The sequence below is a fragment of the Hydrogenophaga sp. genome, from assembly GCF_011772445.1.
In the GTDB taxonomy this organism is placed as follows: Bacteria; Pseudomonadota; Gammaproteobacteria; order Burkholderiales; family Burkholderiaceae_C; genus Hydrogenophaga.
The window spans coordinates 18,220-40,607 of record NZ_WVZN01000046.1 but is presented as its reverse complement, the minus strand read 5'-3'; the positions used below and the strand labels follow the sequence as shown (position 1 = coordinate 40,607).

Below are 22,388 nucleotides of genomic sequence, written 5' to 3'. Positions count from 1 at the left end.
CGCATGCGGATCTCGGCCAGCGTCACGAACCGACCCGGCCAGCACCGGGTCGTGCTGCGCACCGGCGATGCCGAGCACACGCTGGACGTGGCGCCCAAGGCCTCGGGCGCCGGCTCCGCCACCAACGGCGGCGAGTTCCTCATGCTCGCCCTGGCCACCTGCTACTGCAACGACCTTTACCGCGAAGCCGCGCGCCTGGGGGTGGCGCTGGACCGCGTGGAGGTGTGGGCCGAGGCCGAGTTCGAGGGCATCGGCCTGGCGGCGCGCGACGTGCGCTATCACGCCCGGGTACAGTCGCCGGCATCCCCGGACGCCATTGCCCGGCTGCTGCGCGAAACCGACGCGGTGGCCGAGGTGCACAACACGCTGCGGCAAGGCGTTCCGGTCCAATGGATCGCCACCACCCCAGACACCCCATGACCCAGCCCATCGAGCACCAGGAAGCCAACTCCACCGGCGCCTTCTTCGTCCAGCAGAACGGCGAGCGCCTGGCCGAAATGACCTACAGCCGCACCAACCCCACGCTGATCATCATCGACCACACCCACGTCGACGAGCGCCTCAAGGGCCAGGGGGTGGGGCGTCAGCTGCTCGACGCATTGGTGGCCTGGGCACGCGAGACGAAGACGCGCGTCGTGGCCCTGTGCCCGTTCGCCAAGGCGCAGTTCGACAAGGACCCGTCGATCCGCGACGTGCTGGTCTGAGCGCGCTCAGAAGGCGGCTGTCGGAGGACGACTGCGTGGGTCGGCCTCGGGTGTCATCGGCAATGTGCCTCCTCAGGGCTTCGGCGGCTCGACCATCTCCCGCATGCGGCGGCGCAGCGCGCGCTCGCGTCGGGCTTCCTCGCGCCAGTCGTCGCGCACGCCGCGCCACAGTGCCACCGCCATCAGCACGATCACCATCGCGAAGGGCACCGCGAACACGATCGTGGCTGTCTGCACCGCTTTCAACCCACCCGCGAGCAGCAGCGAGATCGCGATGCCGGAGATCAGCGCGCCCCAGATGATCTTCACGCGCGCCGGCGGGTTCTCATTGCCGCCCGTGCTCATCATGCTGAGCACCAGCGTGGCCGAGTCGCCCGAGGTCACGAAGAACACGATCACCAGCACCGTGGCCACCACGCTCATGAGCGCGCCCAGCGGCAGCGCGTCGAACATGGCGAACAGCGCGGTGGACACGTCGGCACTCACCGCCTCGGCCAGCGGAAGGCCGCGCATCACCTCCAGCGTGAGCGCCGTGCCACCGAACACCGAGAACCACAGGAAGCCGGCGAGCGTGGGCGCCAGCACCGTGCCCAGCACGAACTCGCGGATGCTGCGCCCGCGCGAGACGCGCGCGATGAACAGGCCCACGAAGGGCGACCAGCTCACCCACCAGGCCCAGTAGAAGATCGTCCAGCCGCCCACCCAGCCGCTGTCGCGAAAGGGCGTGGTGCGCAGGCTCATGCGCACGAACTCGCTCACGTAGCTGCCCAGCGTGGTGGTGAAGGTGTCGATGATGGCCACCGTGGGACCGAGCACGAACACGGTGAGGGCCAGCAGCGCGGCCAGCACAAGGTTGGTGTTGGACAGCCACTTGATGCCGCGCCCGACGCCGGACACCGACGACACCACGAACAGCACCGTCGTCACCACGATGATGCCCACCTGCCACGCCGGGTTCACCGGCAGGCCGGCGAGCGCGGCCAGGCCGCTGTTGATCTGCAGGGCGCCCATGCCCAGCGAGGCCGCCACGCCGAAGGCCGTGGCGATGACGGCCAGCACGTTGACCACCGGCCCCAGGCCCTTGGCGAAACCCCAGGGCAGCGATTCAACCGCCGTGCTCACCAGCGCCGAGCCGCCCCTGCGGAACTGGAAGAAGGCGATGGCCAGCGCCACCACGCTGTACACGGCCCAGGGGTGCAGGCCCCAGTGGAAGAAGCTGTAGCGCATGGCCGCGTTGGCGGCCTCGGGTGTCTGCGGCGCGATGCCTGGCGGCGGCGAGCCGTAGTGCGAGATCGGCTCGGCCACGCCCCAGAACACCAGGCCGATGCCCATGCCGGCCGCGAACAGCATGGCGAACCAGGACATGAGCGAGAACTCGGGCTCTTCGTCCTCGCCACCGAGCTTGAGGTCGCCGTAGCGGGTGAGGGCCAGTACCAGGGCCATGATCACCAGGCCCAGCACCACCCACAGGTAGAGCCAGCCAAAGTCGCGCGTGATGACGGCCAGCAGCGTGTCGAACACCGAGCCCAGCGAGGCCGGCGAGATCACGCCCCACAAGACGACGGCCAGGATCAGGCCGACCGAGACGATGAGTTGCATGGTTCTTCTCCTCGAATGCGGGACCACACCATACACGCCTGCCCGGCGGAAAAGTCTTTTTCAGGGCGCCCGTCGCGGCGCATCGGAGCGATTCTGGCGGTCCAATCGCACATCGGCCAACAACGAACAGAGGAGAACCGGTGAAGGAGTTGCAAGACGCGCAGCGCAGTGGCGCAAGGATCGAGGTAGACGTGCTCGTCGCGGGCGCGGGCCCGTGCGGGCTGATGCTCGCCAACGAACTGGGCCTGCGCGGCATACGCTGCCTGCTGGTGGACCCGAAGGCCACCACCGCCTTCAACCCGCAGGCCAACGCCACGCAGGCGCGCACCATGGAGCACTTCCGCCGCATCGGCATCGCCGACCAGATCCGCGCCCTGGGCCTGCCGGGCGACCACCCCACCGACATCGCCTACTTCACGCGCTTCGCCACGCACGAGCTCGCGCGGCTGCGCCTGCCCACGGCCGCGCAGGCCAGCGAGCACGTGCGCGGCCTGCGCGGCGCCTGGAACGCGGCCGAGCTGCCGCACCGCGTGTCGCAGAAGTTCGTGGAGGCGGTGCTGCGCGAACACGCGGAGGCCCGCACCGGCCGGCCCGTGGCCTTCGGCTGGAAACTGGTGGACTTCGATCAGGACGACGAAGGCGTCCATGCGCGCGTGGCGCCGGCCGGCGATGGCGGCCCCGCCGTGACGGTGCGCGCGCGCTACCTGGTGGGCGCCGACGGCGCGCGCAGCGTGGCGCGCCAGGCCCTGGGCATTGCCTATGGCGGTGCCACGGGCGTGCAACGCCAGTTCATGGGGGGGCGAATGTTCGCGGTCTACCTGCGCGCGCCCACCTTCTATCAGGCCCTGCCGCACGACCTGGCCTGGATGTACGTCAGCGTGAACCACGAGCGGCGCGTGTTCATGGCCTCGGTGGACGGCCAGGGCGAATTCGCCTTCCACGCCGCCGTGCACGCGCACGAGGACCCGTCCGACTGGACGCACGACGACGCGAAACGCCTGTTCGCGCAGGCCAGCGGCATGGACATCCCCATCGAGGTGCTGTCCACCGGCACCTGGATCGCGGGCCACTCGCTGGTGGCCGATCGTTACCAGCAGGGCCGCGTGTTCCTGGCCGGCGACGCGGTGCACCTGTTCACGCCCACGGGCGGGCTGGGCTACAACACCGCGGTGGGCGACGCGGTGAACCTGGGCTGGAAGCTCGCCTCGGTGGTGAAGGGGCATTCGAGCCCCGCGCTGCTCGACAGCTACGAGACCGAACGCCGCCCCATCGGCCTGCGCAACACCAGCTACGCGCGCGGCTTCGCCGATTCGATCGGCCTGTTCCAGACCACGGCCACGCTGGAAGCCGAAGGCGCTGAAGGCGAGGCGCTGCGCGCACACGCCAGCGAGGTGCTCAACGCGCACGTGCGGCGCGAGTTCAACATCCCGGGCGTGACGTTCGGCGAGCGCTACGACGACTCGCCCATCGTCGTGAGCGATGGCGGTGCGCCGCCACCGGACAGCGCGAACGACTACCAGGCCAGCACCTGCCCCGGTGGGCGGCTGCCGCACGTGTGGCTGGGTGGCGAGCGCTCGCTGTACGACGAACTTGGCTTCGAGTGGACGGTGCTGGCGCCGGGCACGCGGCGCGATGCGGCGCAGGCCCTGGCCGCGTCCGGCGCGGCGGTGGGCCTCGACGTGAAGCTGCGCCTGTGCAACGAACCCGAGGCGCACGAGGCGCTGGGCGACACGGTGCTGCTGGTGCGGCCGGACCAGGTGGTGGCGTGGCGCGGAACGACCGCCGCGGACCCGGGCAAGCTCTGGCAGCGGGTGGCCGCTGGCGCATGAGCGGCCGCCCGCCCGTGTCGACGACAAGGGCGGGCCCGCCATGAGCGCTTGGGTCGGGCGCGCGGGCGTGGCACGATCCACCGCACGCACAACCACGCCCGTCCTGCCATGACCCTGCTGCTGTTTATCGCCGGCCTCGTCGGCCTCATCGCTGGCGCCGAACTGCTCGTGCGCGGCGCCTCGAAGCTCGCGCTCTCCTTCGGGCTGTCGCCCCTGGTGGTGGGGCTCACCATCGTGGCCTTCGGCACCAGTTCGCCGGAGCTGGCGGTGTCGGTCGGCGCGGTGGCCGGCGGCCAGAGCGACATCGCCATCGGCAACGTGGTCGGCAGCAACGTGCTCAACGTGCTCTTCATCCTGGGCGTGTCGGCCCTGATCACGCCGCTGGTGGTGCACGTCCAGCTGGTCCGCCAGGAAGTGCCCATCATGATCGGCGCGGCCCTGCTGCTGGCGCTGTTCGCACTGGACGGCCGCGTGAGCTGGTACGAAGCGGCCATGCTCACCGCGGCCATGGTGGCCTACACCGTGTTCCTGGTGGTGCAGTCGCGCCGCGAGAGCCGGCAGGCGCAGGGCGACTACGACGCCGAGCTGAAGCCCGCGACCGCCGGTGCCTGGGATTCGACACCGCCGGTGCAGATCGGCCTCATCGTGGTGGGCCTGGCGCTGCTGGTGCTGGGTGCCGAGGGTCTGGTGCGAGCGGCGGTGGTGTTCGCACAGCACCTGGGTCTGTCCGAACTCGTGATCGGCCTGACCGTGGTGGCCCTGGGCACGTCCATGCCCGAGGTCGCCACCTCGCTCATGGCCGCGTTCAAGGGCGAGCGCGATCTCGCGGTCGGCAACGTGGTGGGCAGCAACACCTTCAACATCCTGGGCTGCCTGGGCATCTCCGGCCTGGTGGCCGGCGTGGGCGGCCTGCAGGTGCCGGCCTCGGTGCTGGCCTTTGACCTCTGGGTCATGCTGGCCGTCTCGCTGGCCTGCCTGCCCGTGTTCATGACCGGCCGGGAAATCGCGCGCTGGGAGGGGGCGGTGTTCGTGGGCTACTACCTGGCCTACGTCACCTATCTCATCCTCGCCGCGCAGGACCACGCCGCCCTCGGCGCCTTTTCCGTCGCCATGCTCAGCTTCGTCGTGCCCCTCACCGTCGTCACCCTGGTGGCGGTGATGCTGCGGCATACGCCGCGGCCGTGATCCGCCGCGCCTCAGGCGCGGGGCGGGGGCCGGTGACCGCGCCAGTCGTCCCACAGCGGCACCAGCGCCACCACCGTGAGCGCGACGGCGATCGGCACCGTGAAGCCGAAGCCCAGGCGCTTGAAGCCGTAGGCGCCCACCACGCCACCGCCCACGAAGGCGGCCAGCAGCCCGCCCAGCACGCGCATGCGCTCGCGGTCGGCGCGCACGAAGGGGGTGATGTCCTTCACCCGGTTCCAGTACAGCAGCTTGCCCAGCTCGATGCCCAGATCCGTCACCACGCCCGTCATGTGCGTGGTGCGGATGACCGCGTTCGACAGCTTGGTCACCACCGCGTTCTGCAAGCCCATGATGAAGCACAGCAGGGCCACGGTGGCAGGGATCAGCAGGCCCTCGAACCGCGCGAGCCAGGCGCCCATCAGGCCGAAGCAGAGGATCAGCAGGGCCTCCAGCAGCAGCGGCAGCGCGTACTCGCTGGCCAGGGCACGCCGGCGCGCGAAGTTGACCATCACCGCGCAGCACATGGCGCCCAGCAGGAAGGCCAGCACCGCCGCCAGGGCCGCGGCCACCAGCTGGCCTTCGCCCAGCACCAGGTGGTCGGCCACGGACGAGACCAGCCCCGTGACGTGCGAGGTGTACTGCCGCACCGCCAGGAAACCACCCGCGTTGATGGCCCCGGCCACGAAGGCCAGCAGCCAGCCGACCTGCCGGTTGGCGGCCACCGTGCGGTCTCGGCCAACGAGGAAGCGGGCGTAGCGCAAGGGCATGGCGGTATCCAGTTCACAAGGGCCAGACGATGAGCAGCAAGGGCAGGCTGACCGCCACCACCAGCGCCTCCAGCGGCACGCCCAGCCGCCAGTAGTCGCCGAAGCGCAGGCCACCCGGCCCCAGGATCATGGTGTTGTTCTGGTGCCCGATGGGCGTGAGGAAGGCGCAGGAGGCCCCAATGGCCACGGCCATGAGGAAGGGGTCGGCGTCGACCCCCAGCGTGGCGGCGCTGCCGATGGCCACCGGGCACATCACCGCGGCGGTGGCGGCGTTGTTCATCAGGTCCGACAGGAACATGGTCACCAGCAGCACCGTGGCCAGGGCGATCACCGGGTCTCCGCGCGCCACCCAGTCCATCAGCGCGCGGGCCATCAGGTCGGCCGCGCCGGTGCTCTGCATGGCGTTGGCCAGCGGGAACAGCGCGCCCAGCAGCACGATCACCGGCCAGTCGATCGACTCGTAGGCCATGCGCAGGGGCAGCGTGCGCAGCACCAGCGTGGCCAGCACGCCGCCCATGAAGGCCACCGCCGCCGGCACCAGGCCCAGCGCCGCCACGCCCACGGCCAGGGCCATCACCAGCGAGGCCTGAATGGCCTTGCGCCGGTTGGGGATCTGCAGGTCGCGGGTGGCCAGTGGCACGCAGCCCGCTTCGCTGGCGAACTCCGTCATGGCGGCCGTGGGCCCCTGCAGCAGCAGGATGTCGCCCGCGCGCAGGGACATGGCGCGCAGCCGTTCGATGGAGCGGCTGCCCTGTCGGGAGACCGCCAGCAGGTTCAGGCCGTGGCGCGTGCGCAGGCCGATGTCGCTCGCCGATCGCCCCACCAGGGCCGAGCCGGGCAGCACCACCACCTCCATCAGGGCAATCTCTGCGGCATCGCCGCGCGGCTTGTCCGATGCGCGCTCGCCGTCCGACTCGCCTTCGTCACGGCCTTCATCGCGGCCTTCGTCGGCCGATGTCGCCGCGGCCTGGGCCGCCTCCGCCGGATCGGCACCGCCGCCCTCGCCCTCCTCCTCCTCGCGCGCGGGCGGACGCACGGACTCTTCCAGCTTGAGCCCGAGCGAGGACAGCACGGAGGACAGGGAATCGGCCGCCGCCTCGATGACGAGGATGTCGCCGGCCCGCATCACGCGCTGCAGGCTGGGCGCGGTGATGCGCATCTCGTGGCGCACCAGGCCCACCACCTGCGCGCCGGACTTCTCCAGCACGGCCTCGATCTCGCCCAGGGTCTTGCCGACGGACGCGCCGTCCTCGAGCAGGCGCGCTTCGGTGAGGTAGGCCGCGGTGTCGAAGCCCTCCATGCCGGCCGGCTGGCGCCGGGGCACCAGCCGCCAGCCCACCAGCGCGATGGCCAGCACGCCCAGCACGGCCACCGGCACCCCGATCCAGGCGAAGTCGAACATCGCGAAGGGTCCCGGCCCTCCGTCCAGCCCCGCGCGGAAGCCGGCCACGATGAGGTTGGGCGGCGTGCCGATCAGCGTGGTCATGCCGCCCAGGATGGTGCCGAAGGCCAGGGGCATCAGCACCTGGCCCGGGGGCAGCTTCAGGCGCTGCGCCAGCTTGATGCCCACCGGCATCAGCAGGGCCATGGCGCCCACGTTGTTCATGAAGCCCGACAGCAGCGCGCCCACGCCCATCAGCGCGGCCAGGCTGAGCACCGGCCCGGCCTTGTCGGGCAGGGCGCGGCGCGCCAGCACCTCCACCGCCCCGGAGGTCTGCAGCGCGCGGCTCATGATGAGCATGCAGGCCACGGTGATCACGGCCGGGTGGCCAAAGCCCTGGAAGGCCTGCGCGGGCTCCACCAGCCCGGTGAGGACGCAGGCGAGCAGCGCGCTGACCGCCACCAGGTCGTGGCGCCAGCGGCCCCACAGGAACAGGCCCACCACCAGACCGAGAATCGCCAGAACGCTGATCTGATTGCCGGTCATCAAAGCTCGTCGTCCGGGTTGTCGCGCGCCAGGGGCGCGGCCCCTTCGATCAGGGCGTCGGCCCTGGATTGCACGTGCGCCACCATGGCGTCCAGCGCCTGGCGCTGCGGCGGTGAAAGCCCCTCCACCAGCGCGTGGTTGATCGCCGCGATGCGGGGAAAGATGTCGCCGTGCACGCGCCGCCCCTCTTCGCTCAGGTAGATCTGCACCTCGCGCCGGTCGTGCGGCTTGGGGCGGCGCTCGATCAGGCGCTTGCCCGCCAGCGAGGTGATCGTGCGCGAGGTGCGCGCCCGGTCCAGCATGGCGCGCTCGGCCAGCTCGGACGACAGCACGCCCTCGTTCTCGGCCAGGAAGGACAGCACGCGCCATTCGCGCCGCGTCATGCCGTGCCGCTCCTCGCACATCTGCACCACCTTGCGCCCGGCGGTGATGTGGATGCGGTACAGGCGGTAGAGCAGGAAGTCGGCCTGGCGCGCGGGATTGAGCAGGGTGTCGGGGGCGGGCATGGCAGGGACCGAGGGTAATCCCGTAGTACGGTTGATTTCTGCAATCGATTGTGAATCCCTAGCATGGCCGATTCCAAGCGGGACCACCCGCGGCCTGTGCCTGCATCGACACCACACAACGGAGACAAGACCATGACCCTCACCCGCCGACTCATCCACGCCAGCCTGCTCGCCGCCCTCACCGTGGGCGGCAGCGCCTTCGCGCAGGACAAGACCCCGCTGAAGATCGTGGTGGGTTTCCCGCCCGGTGGCTCGGCGGACACCCTGGCGCGCCTGCTCGGCGAGCACCTGAGGGACCAGTACGCCCCCATCGTGGTGGAGAACAAGCCCGGCGCGGGCGGACGCATCGCACTCGGCCAGGTCAAGCGCGCCGAGCCCGATGGCCAGACCGTGATCGTGCTGCCCAGCGGCCCCATGGTGCTGTTCCCGCACGTCTACAAGAAGCTTGACTACGACGCGGTGAAGGACTTCACGCCGGTCTCGCTGATCGCCAACTTCCAGTTTGGCGTGGTGGCCGGCCCGGCCAGCAAGGCCACGAAGATCGGCGACATGGTGCAGATGGCCAAGGCGCAGCCGGGCGTGGCCTCGTACGGCACGCCGGGTCTGGGCACGCTGCCGCACTTCATGGGCGTGCTGTTCGAGCAGCAGGTGGGGGCCAAACTGAACCACGTGCCTTTCCAGGGCGGCGGCCCCGCCAACACCGCGCTGCTGGGCGGCCACATCGACTACAAGTTCGACGTCGTCTCCGAAACCGCCGAACTGCACCGCACGAACAAGGTGCGCATCCTGGCCGTGACGGGCGCGCAACGCGACCCGCAGGTGCCCGAGGTGCCCACGCTCAAGGAAAGCGGCATCGACATGGTGGCCACCGCCTGGTTCGCCATGTACGGCCCCGCCAACATGAACCCCGCCGCGCGCGACCGCCTCTCCAAGGCCGTGGCCGCCGCGGTGAAGGCGCCCGCCCTGCGCGAGCGCCTGCTCGGCCTGGGCTACGAGCCCGTGGGCTCCACGCCCGCCGAACTGGCCGCCGCGCAGGCGGCCGACCTCAAGCGCTGGGAGGCCCCGATCAAGGCCACCGGCATCCAGCTCGACTGAGCATCCGTTTCGATCCAAGGAGTTCTCTTTCATGACCGCACGACGCGCCTTCCTGGGCCTGGCCCTCGCCGCCGCCTTCGCCAGCCCCGCATTGCACGCGCAGGCCAACTGGCCCACGCAGACCGTGCGCTTCGTGAACAACTTCCCCGCCGGCGGCCCCTCGGACATCCTCGCGCGCTCCGTCTCGCAGGTGCTGCAGGAGCAGTTCAAGCAGAGCTTCGTGGTGGACAACAAGCCTGGCGCGGCCGGCAACATTGGCGCGGCCGACGCCGCCAAGGCCGCGCCCGACGGCAACACCCTGCTGTTCGGCATCGACACCACCTTCACCATCAACCCGCACCTCTACCCCAACCAGGGCTTCAAGCCGACGGACCTCAAGCCCGTGATCATCATGGCCTCCTCGGGCCTGCTGATCGGCGTGCACCCGTCCACCAGCCTGAAGACGCTGCCGCAACTGGTGGAGCAGAGCAAGTCGAAGAACTTCAACTTCAGCTCGGCCGGCAGCGGCAGCCCGGGCCACCTGGCGGTGGAGGTGTTCGCCGAGGCCACCAAGCACAAGCTGGGCCACATCCCCTACCGCGGCAACACGCCGGCCGTCACGGCCGTGCTGGCGGGCGAGGTCGACGGCGGCACGCTCGCCACGCCCGGCATGCTGCCGCACGTGAAGGCCGGCAAGATCACCGCCCTGGCCGTCACCAGCCGCCAGCGCTCCACCCTCGCGCCCGAGATCCCCACCGTGGGCGAGCTCGGCCTCACGAGCCTCGAGCAGGAGGTGCTGTACCTGGTGATGGCGCCCGCCGCGACGCCCGACGCGCTGGTGCAGCAGATCGCCAAGGCCATCGCCGACGCGCTGCAACGCCCCGACGTCAAGGCCCGCATGGCCAGCCTGGACCTGTTCTCCGAAGGCCTCACCGGTGCCGCGGCCAGCAAACGCCTGGCCGACATGAACGCGCGCTACGGCGCGCTGGTGAAGGCCACCGGCATGAAAGTGGAATGATCTCGAGATGAGCCGCCCCAACATTCTTTACATCGTCTGCGACGACCTTGGCTACGCCGACCTGGGCTGCTACGGCGGCCGCCAAGCCGGCTTCGGCCGCGTCTCACCGAACATCGACGCGCTGGCCGCCGGCGGTCTGCTGTTCACCGAGGGCTATGCCAATTCGCCCGTGTGCTCGCCCACGCGCTTTGCGCTGATGACCATGCGTTATCAGTACCGCTTGCGCGGCGCGGCCGAGGAGCCCATCAACAGCAAGGCCCGCAAGAGCCAGACCCTGGGTCTGCCGCCCGAGCACCCCACCCTGCCCTCGCTGCTGCGCGCCTCGGGCTACCGCACGGCCCTCATCGGCAAGTGGCACCTGGGCTACCCGCCGGCCTTCGGGCCGCTGCGCTCGGGCTATGAAGAGTTCTTCGGACCCATGGCCGGCGGCGTGGACTACTTCACCCACTGCGCCAGCACCGGCGACCACGACCTGTGGTTCGGTGAAGAGGAGAAGGCCGAAGAAGGTTACCTCACCGACCTGCTCAGCCGCCGCGCCGTGGACTACGTGGACCGCATGGCCGAGGGCGCCAAGGCCGGCACGCCCTTCATGCTGAGCCTGCACTACACCGCGCCGCACTGGCCCTGGGAAACGCGCGACGACGCCCACGTGGCGCCGGACGTGGCGAAGAACCTGTTCCACCTGCACGGCGGCAACGTGGAGAGCTACCGCCGCATGATCCACCACATGGACGAAGGCATCGGCTGGATCATGGACGCGCTCAAGCGCCATGGCCTGGCCGACAACACCATCGTCGTCTTCACCAGCGACAACGGCGGCGAGCGCTTCTCGGACAACTGGCCCCTGGTGGGCGGCAAGATGGACCTCACCGAGGGCGGCATCCGCGTGCCCTGGATCGTGCACTGGCCGGCCCAGGTGCCGGCCGGCGGCAGCACCGCGCAGCACGGCATGAGCATGGACTTCTCGCGCACGCTGCTCGACGCGGCCGGCGTGGCGCCGGCCGACACGCACGCGCCCGACGGCGTCTCGCTGCTGCCCGTGTGGCGCGATCCGCAGCAGCGCATCGAGCGCCCCATGCACTGGCGCATGAACCACCGGGGCCAGCGCGCGCTGCGCGAAGGCGACTGGAAGTACCTGCGCGTGGACGGCCATGACTACCTCTTCAACATCGCCAGCGACGCGCGCGAGCGCGCCAACCTGGCGACGCGCGAGCCCGATCGCCTGGCCGCCATGCGCGCGCGCTGGGAGGCCTGGAACGGCACCATGCCCGCCATTCCCGATGACGCGACGGTGAGCCTGGGCTATTCCTACAAGGACATGCCGCAGCGTTGAGTCGGGCGGGCGCACCCAAGCGCCCGCTACGATCGCCCCCATGACCCGCTGGCACCGCCTGCTTCCCTTCCTGCACTGGCCGCGCCCCGACGCGGCCCTGCTGCGCAACGAGGCACTCGCCGGCCTCACCGTCGGCCTGATGGTGATCCCGCAAGGCGTGGCCTACGCCGCGCTCGCCGGCATGCCGCTGATCACCGGCATCTACGCCGCGCTGCTGCCGGCGCTCATCGCCGTGCTCTTCTCGGCCTCGCCGCGCCTGTCGGTGGGGCCCACGGCCCTCACCTGCCTGCTGGTGAGCGCGTCCCTCACGCCGCTGGCCACGCCAGGCAGCGCCGACTGGGTGCAACTCGCGGTCTGGCTGGCGCTGCTGTCGGGCGTGCTGCAGGTGCTGCTCGGCCTGGTGCGCTACGGCTGGCTGCTCAACCTCGTCAACTCGCCGGTGCTCATGGCCTTCACGCAGGCCGCGGCGGTGCTGATCATCGCCTCGCAGTTGCCGGCGCTCACCGGCTTTCGCAGCTGGCACGCCATTGCCGAACAGGCCGGCTGGCACGCGCCAGGCCTGGCCTTCGGACTGCTGTCGCTGGCCGCGCTGATCGGCGTGCGCCGCCTGCGCCCGGGCTTTCCCTCCGTGCTGGCGGTGGTGCTGATCAGCGCCGGCGTGAGCCGCGCGATCGGCTTCGAGGCAGGCGGCGGCGCGGTCATCGGCACCCTGCCTCAGGGCCTGCCGGCGCCGTTCCTGCCCGGCTGGCCCGGTTGGGAAACCCTCGGCGGCCTGGTGCTGCCCACGCTCATGATCACGCTGGTGAGTTTTCTGGAAACGGCCAGCAGCGCCAAGGTGGACAACGCGCGCCAGGGCCGGCGCTGGAACCAGGACCAGGACCTCATCGGCCAGGGCCTGGCCAAGCTCGCCGCCGGGTTTTCCGGCGCCATGCCCACCAGTTCCTCGTTCTCGCGCTCGGCGCTCAACCTCTATGCCGGGGCGCGCACCGGCTGGGCCACGGTGTTCTCGGTGGTGGTGGTGGCGGTGGCGCTGCTGGTGGCCATGCCGCTGCTGCACCATGTGCCGCTGGCGGTGCTGGCGGCCATCGTGGTGCTGCCGGTGTGGGGCCTGCTGCAACCGGCGTCCTTCGTGCGCCTGTGGCGCCTGTCGCGCGTGGAGGCGGTGATCGCCGGTGCCACCTTCGCCATCACCCTGCTGGCGGCGCCGCGCCTGTACTGGGGCGTGCTGGCGGGCGTGGTGATGGCGCTCACGCACTTCCTCTATCTGCGGCTGCACCCGCGCATCATCGAGGTGGGCCTGCACCCCGACGGCAGCCTGCGCGACCGCCACCTGTGGCAACTGCCGCCACTGGCCCCGCGCCTGTATGCCCTGCGCATGGACGCCGCGCTGGATTTCGCCACCGCGAACGCGCTGGAGCGCGCCGTGGCCGAGCAATTGCAGGTCTACCCCGGCACGCAGCACGTGCTGCTGATCGCCCACCCCATCAACTGGATCGACGCCACCGGCGCCGAGGCCTTCGGCCGCCTGCGCGAGCAGCTCGACGACCGCCGCGTGCACCTACACCTCGTGGGCGTGAAGCTGCCGGTGGAACGCGTGCTGGCCGCGGCGGGCCACCTGGACCCGAACGAGCGCCTGCACCTCTACCGCACCGAGACCGAGGCGCTGCAGGCGATCGCGGGGGGCGCCCTCGTCGGCCCCGGGCACGCGCCCACGAACTGACGCCGACCTGTCGATCGGCTCAAGACCGGCGCGGTCGCGCCGAAATGGCGGTTGGTCGTACATTTCGAAACAGCCCGGTGCTCACACCCGCTCGGAGGAACGGTTGAACCTCGTTCACGGATCCGCGGAGGCTTCAGACGAGTTCGCTCAGCTCGACGCGTTCGCGCAGCTCGTGCAGGGCGCGCTGCTGCGCTACGACTTCGACGCCCGGGGCCAGGGCGCGCTGGTCTACATCAGCGAAGGCTGCGTCGACCTGTGGGGCGTGGACGCGCGCACCATCCTCGCGCACGAGGCGGTGATCTGGCTCATGGCGCCGCGTGAGCAGCGCCGCCTGCTGCGCGGCGGCTTTCGCGAGGCCACCCGGCGCGGCACCCCCTGGGCGCACGAGTGGCGCATCGTCGACGCGCAGGGCCGCCACAAGTGGCTGCGCGGCATGGGCAAGCCGCGCCCCCAGCCCGATGGCCGCGTCCACTGGACCGTGCTGGTGAGCGACGTGACTGACAGCGTGCGCGCGCGTTCGCTCGACCTCGCCAGCGACGACCGTTTCCGCCGCATCTTCGACAGCCTGCCCAGCGTCGCCGTGCAGGCCTACGGGCCCGACATGGTGGTGCGCTACTGGAACAAGGGCTCCGAGCGCGTCTACGGCTACCGCGCCGACGAAGCCATCGGCCGCAGCATGCTGGAGCTGGTGATTCCGCCGGCGCTGCGTGGCAGCTTCGACCGCAACTTCCACCGCTCGCTGGACGGCCGCGCCACGCTCAACACCGGCGTGCACTGGCTGCTGCGCAAGGACGGCAGCACGGTCGAGGTGCACGCCAGCGAGATCATCACCGAGCACCCCGAGCGCGGCGTCGAGATCTTCTGCATCGACTTCGACCTGAGCGACCGCCGCAAGGCCGAGGACGAGCGCCTCACACTGGAGGCGCAGCTGCGCGAATCGCAGAAGCTGGAGGCCCTGGGCACGCTGGCCGGCGGCGTGGCGCACGACTTCAACAACATCCTCGCGGCCATCCTGGGCAACGCGCGCCTGGCCCTGGACGACGCGCGCGATATGCCTGCCGTGGCCGAGAGCGTGGGCGAGATCCTCAAGGCCGGCGCGCGCGCCAAGGAACTGGTGCGCCGCATCCTGGCCTTCAGCCGGCGCCAGGCCTTGCAGCGGCGCGTGATGCCGCTGCAGTCGGTGGTGGACGAATCGGTGCGCCTGCTGCGCGCCACCATCCCCAAGGGCGTGGAGCTGCGCGTGCTGTGCGACCCCGACACGCCCTACGTGCTGGCCGACCCGACGCAACTGCAGCAGGTGCTGCTGAACCTGTGCACCAACGCCTGGCAGGCCATGCCCGAGCGCTCGCGCGGCTGCCTGCAGATCGAACTGCAGCCGCACGCCGGCCCGCCGCCCGCCGCCGCGGGCGTGGTGCTGGCCCAGGGACCGGCCGAGGACTGGCCCGCGCTCAACGTGCGCCTGAGCGTCAGCGACAACGGCGTGGGCATGGACGAGGCCACCATGGCCCGCCTGTTCGAGCCCTTCTTCACCACCAAGCCGCCGGGCGAAGGCACGGGCCTGGGGCTGGCGGTGGTGCACGGCATCCTGCGCGACCACCAGGCGGCGGTGCAGGTGCGCAGCCGGCCCGGCGAGGGCACGGTGTTCGACCTGTATTTCCGCGCGGCGGCCCTGGAGGCGGGCGAAGGGGAAGCGCCTGCCGTGCCGGGCCCCGCGCGCGCCACGCCGGCGGCGCGCGGCACGCGCATCCTCTACGTGGACGACGACGAGCTCATCGCCGACCTGATGCAGCGCCTGCTGCGCCGCGCGGGGCACGAACCGCGCGTCTTCACCAGCCCCATCGAGGCGCTGCGCGCGGTGCGACACGACGAGGTGGACTACGAACTCGCGATCCTGGACTACTCCATGCCCGGCATGAACGGCGTGGAGCTGGTGCGCGCGCTGCGCGAGCGCCACCCCGGCGTCGCGGCGGCCATCACCTCGGGCCACATCAGCGCCGAGCTGCGGCGCGAGGCCTCGGCGGCCGGCGTGACCGAGCTGATCGACAAACCCAACACCGGCGAGGACCTGCTGGAGGCGATCGACCGGCTGATCGAGCGGCTGCACCAGCCCTGCGCGCCGGAGTGAGGCCGTCGGCCGGCGCCTCAGGCGGTGCTGCCGTCGCGCGCGCCCAGCGCGTCGTCGAGCAGGCGCCGCGCGGCAGCGAAATCCAGGTCGTCAATGGCCCGCGCGAGCGCCCGCACACGCTCGTCACCGAGCCGCACCGCGAGCGCGGCTCGGCAGGCTTCGAAGGTCTCCACGCCGTCCAGGTCCTGCGCCTGCAGTTGCTCGGCCAGGCGCTCGATCCGCGCGGCGGTCGCGGCGGTCTCGGCTTCACTGGCGGGTGCCGCCGACACGGGCGGTGGTTTCACCGCCCCGTCCGCGGGCGCGGCAGCCCGCACGGCGTCGAACGCGGTGCGCACGGCGGCCAGCGCGGGCGTGGCTGGAGCGGGGTCGGCGCCCGGCTCCAGCGCGGCCTCCAGCGCGGTGGCTGCGCGGGCCAGGCCCTGAGCCCCCAGCACACCGGCGCTACCGCGCAAACGGTGGGCGCGGGCGCGCCAGACCGCACGGGCGGCTGCGTCCCAGCCGGTGGCGACGTCGGGTGTCAGCGCAGCCCAATCGCCGTGTTCGGCCAGCAGGCGCGTGAGCAGGCGCTGGAACAGCACGTGGTCGCCACCGAGCTGGCGCCGCGCGGCCTTGATGTCGATGCCGTCGATGGCCGGCCAACCCGCTGGCCCCGGTGGTTGCGGGACCGGCCGCGGCTCGGCGGGCACCGCCAGCGGCGCGGGCGCCGTCGTGGCCCGGCGCGCCGAGGCGGCGCGGCGCACCGCCTCGATCAGTTCCTCGGGGTCGATCGGCTTGGCCAGGAAGTTGGTGAAGCCCGCCTGCAGCGCGCGGCGGCGCTCGTCGGCCAGCGCGCCGGCCGTGAGCGCGATCACCGGCAGGTCCACCAGGCGCAGGTCGTTGCGGATGCGGTCGGTGGCCTCCAGGCCATCCATCACGGGCATCTGCACGTCCATGAGCACCACGTCGAAGGCGGCCGGCGAGGCGCGCAGCCAACCCAGGGCCTGTTCGCCATCGCCACAGGTCTGCACGCGCGCGCCCTGACGCTCCAGCATGCGCCGCGCGATGTCCAGGTTGATCTCGCTGTCGTCCACCAGCAGCACGGTCAGGCCCGCGAGGCTGTGGGCGTCGCTGGACGCCGGGGCCGGCGCGGGCTGCGGCAGGTCCGAGGCCTCGGCCGGGCGCAGCGCCACGCGCAGCCAGAATTCGCTGCCGCGGCCGGGTTCGCTGTTCAGCCCCACCTCGCCGCCCATGAGCTCGACCAGGCGGCGCACGATGGACAGGCCCAGTCCGGTGCCACCAAAGCGGCGGGTGGTGGTTTCGTCGGCCTGGGTGAAGGGCTGGAACAGCCGCGCCTGCACCTCGGGCGGTATGCCGATGCCGCTGTCGCGCACGCTCAGGCGCAGTTGCGGGCCCTCGCCGCCGCCCAGCACCTCGGCGCTGATGACGATGCCGCCCTGCTGCGTGAACTTGAGTGCGTTGCCCACCAGATTGACGAGCACCTGGCGCAGCCGCGCGGCGTCGCCACTCACGTAGGGCGGCACGTCGTCGGGTACGCGCAGCGACAGCGTCAGGCCCTTCTCGCGCGCCGGCAGCGCGTAGACCGATTCCACCTCGCGCAGCAGGCCGCAGAGCGCAAAGGGCTCGTCGGCCAGGCGCATTTCGCCCGCCTCGATCTTGGCCAGGTCGAGCACGTCGTTCACGATGCCCAGCAGCGAGCGGCCCGCCGTCTGGGCATTGGCCAGCAGCGCGCGCTGCTGGGCGTCCAGCGGCGTGTCGGCCAGCAGGTGGGCCACGCCCAGCACGGCGTTGAGCGGGGTGCGGATCTCGTGGCTCATGTTGGCCAGGAAGGCACTCTTGCTCTGGCTGGCGGCCTCGGCCGCGCGCGTGGCTTCGCGCAGGCTCTGCTCGATGGCCTTGCTCGCGCTGATGTCCTGCGCGGTGCCATACATCCATTCCGGTTCACCGTCGGCGGTGCGCGTCTGCAACTGGCCGCGGTCGAGGACCCAGATCCAGTGGCCATCGGCGTGGCGCATGCGCACCTCGCACTCGTAGAACGGCAGCTCGCCCTCGATGTGGCGCCGCAGGCGCTGGCGCGCCAGGGCCAGGTCCTCCGGGTGCGCGTGGTCTGCCCAGGCCGTCACGTGCGAGGGCCGCAGCTCGTCGTAGTCGTGGCCCAGCATCTCGGCCCAGCGCTCGTTGAACCGCGCCTCGCCGGTCTGGATGTTCCATTCCCAGGTGCCGGCGTTGGTGCCGGTCAGGATGCTCTCCAGGCGCCGCCGTTCCGTGGCCTGCAGCGCCAGCGCCGCCTCCAGTTCGCGGCGGTTGCGGTTGCGCTCGGTCACGTCGTCGACGATGGCGTACCAGCCGTGCACCACGCCGTGGCGCGCGTCCGGCAGGTAGTTCAACCGCAGTTCGCGCGACTCGCCCGTGGCGGGGTTGGCCACGGACACCTCGAACACCTGCTGGCGGCCGTCCAGCACGGCCTCGATCCGTGGCCGCAGGCGCTCGTAGATCGTCTCGCCCACGGCCTCGCGCACGCTGAAGCCGGCCAGCGCGCCGCCACGGGGCCGGTGCCAGCGCAGGTTGGCGCGGTTGGCCACCCGGTTGATCTGATCGCGGTCCCAGTAGCTGATCATGGACGGCACGGCATCGAGCACCGTGCGCTGGAAGCGCTCGGCGTCCTCCAGCCAGCGCGTGCGCTCGGCAACCCGCTCTTCCAGGTGGGCGTTGAGTTCGGCAGTCAGGCGGTGGCGGCGGCGCAGGCTCAGCCAGAGCCACAGCAGCGCGGCGACCAGCAGGGTGCCCAGCGCCCCGATCCAGGCCACCAGGGCCGGGCTCGGCAGGTTGAACTGGGCGGCAAAAGAGGGCCGCGCCTCCGTGTGGATGGCCCAGGAGCGGCCGAACGGCACCCGCAGCAGGGCCTGGGTCGCGGCACCGGCCTGCGGCGCTTCTCCCAGGGCCGCCGTGCTGAAGAAGGGCTCGGCCCGTTCGGGCTCGGTGATGTCGGTGAGCGTGAGCGCCAGGTGCTTCTCATGCAGGGCCAGGCTGTCGATCACCTCGCCGAACACGAGCGGCGCATAGACCCAGCCGTAGGCGGCCGCGTCGCGGGCCTGCGGGGTGTCGATGGGCGCACCGCGGCGAAACACCGGCAGCATCACGACGAAGGCGGGCGCCCCGGGGGCCTGCACCAGCGTCGTCGGGCCCGTCATCAGCGGCCGGTTGCGCTGCACGGCAGCGCTGGCCATGGCGCGGCGGCCCGGCTCGGGCGCGACATCCAGGCCGACCGCCTGGTGGTTGCGTTCCAGTGGCTCCACCAGCTCGACCACGATGCGCTCGCCCGTGTTCGGCTCGTGGCTGCGGATCGGTGCGTCCGCCACGCCCAGGCGCTGGCGCAAGGCGCGGTAGGCCGACTCGCCGCCGGCCGGCACGCGGCGCATGAAACCGAAGCCGCGCACGCCGGGGTACTCGCGTTCGAGGTCACGCGAGCGGATGTAGTCGCGAAAGTCCGCCACGTCGAGTCCGTACTCCCCGGCCTGCTGGGCCACGCCGCGCGCCGCCCGCAGGCCGTGTTCGACGAGGTCGAAGCGCTGCGCGATGTCGTCGGCCAGTTCGCGCGATTGCTGTTCGAACCGGGCCTTCACATAGGCTTCATTGGCGCGCTCGCGGTGCGCCACGGCGGCGGCCGTGAGCAGGCCGCCGCACACGATGGTGAGGCACACCCACAACCAGGAGCGGGAGTCGACGCGCCAGATCTGCATGCGGCGTTCAGAGTTTGAAGACGCGCACGGTCTCGGTGACGGTGGCGGCCTGGGTCGCCAGCGAGGCGGCGGACGCGGAGAGTTGCTCGACCATGGCCGCATTCTGCTGCGTCAGGCTATCCAACTGCGCCACGGCCGCGTTCACCTGACTCACCCCCTGGGATTGTTCGTTCGAGGCGGCGCTGATCTCGGCCACCAGCGCGCTCACGCGGCCGATGCTGCCGGCGCTGTCCTGCACGGTCACGCGCGTCTCGCCCACCAGCTGCGCGCCGGCCTGCACCTGCTGCTGCGAGGCCTGGATCAGCGACTTGATCTCTTTCGCGGATTCGCGCGCGCGCGCCGCCAGCGAGCGCACCTCGCCCGCCACCACGGCGAAACCGCGGCCGTGTTCGCCGGCGCGCGCGGCTTCCACTGCCGCGTTGAGCGCGAGCAGGTTGGTCTGGAAGGAAATGCCATCGATCACGCCCACGATCTCGGTGATGCGCTCGCTGGCGGACTGGATGTCGGCCATGCGCCGCGCCACCGCCTCGATGGCCTCGCCACCGCGCTCGGCCTGGCCGCGCGCCTCGCGCGCCAGCTCGGCCGCGCGGCCCGCCGAATCGGCGTTGGCCTTGATGGTGGCCGTCATCTGTTCGAGCGAGGCCGCCGTCTGTTGCAGGTTGCTGGCCTGCGCCTCGGTGCGCGAGCTGAGGTCGGCGCTGCCCGCGCTGATTTCGCGCGTGGCGTGGTGCATGCCCTCGACCTGCGTGCGCACGTCGCTCACCACGGCCTGCAGGTTCACGTTGAGTTGGGACAGGCCGCGGTGGATGCGCCCGATCAGGCCGCTGGCGCTGTCGGCGCGGCGCGTGGCCAGGTCGCCGGCGGCGAGCCGGTTGGCCGACTGAAGGATGCGGCCCAGCGGCTGGTCGCCCCGGCGCTGCAGCCAGGCCCCCGCGGCCAGCGCGGCCACACTGGTGATGCCGATGGCGGCGGCGTGGCTGGGCAGGTACGCGCCCAGCAGGGCGCCGGCCGCGCCCATGGCCAGCAGCGACAGCGAGGTGCGCTGCGCGAACACCCACTGCGCCGCGCGCCCCAGGCGCGCCAGGGGCGCGCGGCGCTGCAGCTCGCCGGCGGCCAGCACGTGCACGGGGCGTCCGGCGGCGGCCTCCTCGCGCATGCGGGCGTACAGCGCCTCGGCGGCCTGCACCTGTTCGCGCGTGGGCTTGGTGCGCACCGACATGTAGCCCGTGGTGCGCCCGCCGTCGATGACCGGCGTCACGTTGGCCAGCACCCAGTAGTGGTCGCCGTTCTTGCGGCGGTTTTTCACCAGGCCGGACCAGGGATGGCCGCCCTGGATGGTGGCCCACATGTCGCGGAAGGCCTCCTGCGGCATGTCGGGGTGGCGGATCATGTTGTGCGGATGGCCGATGAGCTCCTCGCGCTCGTAGCCGCTGACCTCGACGAACGAGGGGTTGCAGTAGACGATGCGGCTCTTGAGGTCGGTGGTGGAGACCAGGGTCTGGCCTTCCTGCATCGGGTACTCGCGCTGCGTGACGGGTCCGTTGTTGCGCATGGGGGTCTCCAGTGGGGATGCCAGGGCTTTCGGCGGAAAAACGACCAGCTTGTGTCAGGAAACCCGGATTCCGACGGCCGGGAGGCCACCCGGGCGCCGCGCGGCGCCTCAGGCGGCGCGCGCCAGGGAGTCGAAGTCGGCGGGCGGGCGGCTGTCGAACAGCGGGGCGCGCGGCAGCTGAAGCAGGTGGCGCCGCGCCCACCAGCGCAGCACGCGCGGCAGTTCCGACCAGTGCCACAGGCTGGGTTGGGCGCGCAGGCCCTCGGCTGGCGGGTCGTCGAAGGCAAAAACCTCCAGATCGGCGCGCCAGCGCGCCAGCTGGCTCACCAGCGCCCGGCCACCCGCGCGATCGAGCCGCGCGTCGACAACCACCAGCACCGGGGGGTGCAGCAAGGCGATGCGCAGCGCGTCGATCGGGTCGGCCGTCCAGCGCACGCAGGCCGCCACGGGCCAGGAGGCGACCTGGGCGCGCACGTCCTCCAGGATCTGGCCACGCGGACACACCGCGAGCACCACCAGGGCGTCGTCCTGCGGCAGCGGCAAGCTCGGGTTGTGCATGTCGATCTCCTGGTCCATGGCGAGCGATGGTGCGCGCCGCGCCGCCGCGGCGCTGCGGGGAAATCTGGATGCGCGGGCAGCGGAAAAGCCCACTGCGCGTGTCAGAGGTCGTCCGCGCTGATCAATCCTTCACGGATCGCCAGCCGCACCAGCGCGGGCAGGTCGCTCACGCCCAGCTTGGCCATGAGCCGGCTGCGATAGCTCTCCACCGTCTTGGGCGAGAGGTGCAACTGCTCGCCGATGGCGGCGCTGGTGTGGCCCTGCACCACGAGCTGGATCACCTGGCGCTCGCGCACCGACAGCGAGGCCAGGGGGTTGCTGTCGTCGGTCTGCGTGAGTCCTTCCACCGCGAGCTGGGCCACCGGGCCGCCCAGGTGCTTGCGGCCGCCGGCCACGGCCTCCACGGCCTCCAGCACCTCGCGCGCGGGCGAGCCCTTGAGCACGTAGCCGAAGGCGCCCAGGCGCATGGCCTCCGCCACGTGGCGGGGCTGGGCCGACATCGTGAGCATCACCACGCGCGCGGGTGACTTGCGCTGCACGAGCTGCTCCAGCAGCTCGAAGCCCGAGCGCAGGCCCAGGTGCAGGTCCAGCAGCACCACCGAGGGCGAGAGCCGCACGATCTCGGCCAGGGCCGCGGTGGGGTCGGCGGACTCGCCGACCACGCGGTGGCCGGCGTCCTCCAGCACGGCCTTCAGGCCATCGCGCAGCATGGCGTGGTCGTCAACCAGGTAAATGTCGCTCATGGGTCTCCTCT

General features: G+C 71.5%; 17 protein-coding genes. 9 read left to right on the top strand and 8 right to left on the bottom strand.

Annotated elements, in window-relative coordinates:
- Window positions 1–3 precede the first annotated feature (3 nt).
- Both GTO19_RS19150 and GTO19_RS19145 read left to right on the top strand, forming a co-directional pair.
- Entirely contained in the window at window positions 4–420 is a 417-nt protein-coding gene (locus GTO19_RS19150; protein WP_291023734.1) for an OsmC family protein, read from the top strand.
- Window positions 417–704: a GNAT family N-acetyltransferase gene (locus GTO19_RS19145; RefSeq protein ID WP_291023731.1), complete on the top strand. Its 288-nt coding sequence runs from the start codon at window positions 417–419 to the stop codon at window positions 702–704. Before GTO19_RS19150 ends, GTO19_RS19145 begins: the two co-directional genes overlap by 4 nt.
- A gap of 72 nt (window positions 705–776) precedes the next feature.
- Here GTO19_RS19145 and GTO19_RS19140 read toward each other — a convergent pair whose 3' ends face one another.
- Window positions 777–2,303, bottom strand: a complete 1,527-nt coding sequence (locus tag GTO19_RS19140) for a BCCT family transporter (protein WP_291023729.1) — start codon at window positions 2,301–2,303, stop codon at window positions 777–779.
- A 140-nt stretch (window positions 2,304–2,443) separates the two neighbouring features.
- Here GTO19_RS19140 and GTO19_RS19135 point away from each other — a divergent pair, with 140 nt between their 5' ends.
- Window positions 2,444–4,132 carry an FAD-dependent oxidoreductase gene (locus tag GTO19_RS19135; protein ID WP_291023727.1) on the top strand — a complete coding sequence of 563 codons (1,689 nt, stop codon included), beginning with the start codon at window positions 2,444–2,446 and terminating at the stop codon, window positions 4,130–4,132.
- Window positions 4,133–4,240: 108 nt separating this feature from the next.
- Window positions 4,241–5,317: a calcium/sodium antiporter gene (locus GTO19_RS19130; protein WP_291023724.1), complete on the top strand. Its 1,077-nt coding sequence runs from the start codon at window positions 4,241–4,243 to the stop codon at window positions 5,315–5,317.
- Window positions 5,318–5,328: 11 nt separating this feature from the next.
- Here the strand turns inward: GTO19_RS19130 and GTO19_RS19125 are convergent, their stop codons facing one another.
- From GTO19_RS19125 to GTO19_RS19115, 3 genes are read right to left on the bottom strand one after another with little or no spacing between them, the layout of a single operon-like run.
- Window positions 5,329–6,084, bottom strand: a complete 756-nt coding sequence (locus GTO19_RS19125; RefSeq protein ID WP_291023722.1) for a YoaK family protein — start codon at window positions 6,082–6,084, stop codon at window positions 5,329–5,331.
- A 13-nt stretch (window positions 6,085–6,097) separates the two neighbouring features.
- Window positions 6,098–8,011, bottom strand: a complete 1,914-nt coding sequence (locus GTO19_RS19120; RefSeq protein WP_291023720.1) for an SLC13 family permease — start codon at window positions 8,009–8,011, stop codon at window positions 6,098–6,100.
- On the bottom strand, window positions 8,011–8,517 hold the full coding sequence (locus GTO19_RS19115; RefSeq protein ID WP_291023717.1) for a MarR family winged helix-turn-helix transcriptional regulator: 507 nt from the start codon (window positions 8,515–8,517) through the stop codon (window positions 8,011–8,013). The genes GTO19_RS19120 and GTO19_RS19115 overlap by 1 nt, the downstream gene beginning before the upstream one ends.
- A gap of 132 nt (window positions 8,518–8,649) precedes the next feature.
- Between GTO19_RS19115 and GTO19_RS19110 the strand changes: the two genes are divergently transcribed.
- The 5 genes from GTO19_RS19110 to GTO19_RS19090 all read left to right on the top strand — a co-directional run bounded on the left by GTO19_RS19110 (window position 8,650) and on the right by GTO19_RS19090 (window position 15,787).
- Window positions 8,650–9,612, top strand: a complete 963-nt coding sequence (locus GTO19_RS19110; protein ID WP_291023715.1) for a tripartite tricarboxylate transporter substrate binding protein — start codon at window positions 8,650–8,652, stop codon at window positions 9,610–9,612.
- Window positions 9,613–9,643: 31 nt separating this feature from the next.
- Window positions 9,644–10,609, top strand: a complete 966-nt coding sequence (locus tag GTO19_RS19105) for a tripartite tricarboxylate transporter substrate binding protein (protein WP_291023712.1) — start codon at window positions 9,644–9,646, stop codon at window positions 10,607–10,609.
- 7 nt (window positions 10,610–10,616) lie between these two features.
- A complete protein-coding gene (locus GTO19_RS19100; protein ID WP_291023710.1) occupies window positions 10,617–11,942 on the top strand; it encodes a sulfatase-like hydrolase/transferase in 1,326 nt (441 codons plus the stop codon).
- 40 nt (window positions 11,943–11,982) lie between these two features.
- A complete protein-coding gene (locus GTO19_RS19095; protein ID WP_291023707.1) occupies window positions 11,983–13,662 on the top strand; it encodes a SulP family inorganic anion transporter in 1,680 nt (559 codons plus the stop codon).
- A gap of 103 nt (window positions 13,663–13,765) precedes the next feature.
- Window positions 13,766–15,787, top strand: coding sequence for a PAS domain-containing sensor histidine kinase (locus GTO19_RS19090; RefSeq protein ID WP_291023705.1), 2,022 nt, complete (start codon window positions 13,766–13,768; stop codon window positions 15,785–15,787).
- A 17-nt stretch (window positions 15,788–15,804) separates the two neighbouring features.
- Here the strand turns inward: GTO19_RS19090 and GTO19_RS19085 are convergent, their stop codons facing one another.
- The 4 genes from GTO19_RS19085 to GTO19_RS19070 all read right to left on the bottom strand — a co-directional run bounded on the left by GTO19_RS19085 (window position 15,805) and on the right by GTO19_RS19070 (window position 22,377).
- Entirely contained in the window at window positions 15,805–19,524 is a 3,720-nt protein-coding gene (locus GTO19_RS19085; RefSeq protein WP_291023702.1) for a CHASE domain-containing protein, read from the bottom strand.
- Between the two features lie 7 nt (window positions 19,525–19,531).
- On the bottom strand, window positions 19,532–21,076 hold the full coding sequence (locus GTO19_RS19080) for a PAS domain-containing methyl-accepting chemotaxis protein (RefSeq protein ID WP_291023699.1): 1,545 nt from the start codon (window positions 21,074–21,076) through the stop codon (window positions 19,532–19,534).
- A 108-nt stretch (window positions 21,077–21,184) separates the two neighbouring features.
- On the bottom strand, window positions 21,185–21,652 hold the full coding sequence (locus GTO19_RS19075; protein ID WP_291023697.1) for a hypothetical protein: 468 nt from the start codon (window positions 21,650–21,652) through the stop codon (window positions 21,185–21,187).
- Between the two features lie 83 nt (window positions 21,653–21,735).
- A complete protein-coding gene (locus GTO19_RS19070; RefSeq protein WP_291023694.1) occupies window positions 21,736–22,377 on the bottom strand; it encodes a response regulator transcription factor in 642 nt (213 codons plus the stop codon).
- Between the last annotated feature and the right edge of the window lie 11 nt (window positions 22,378–22,388).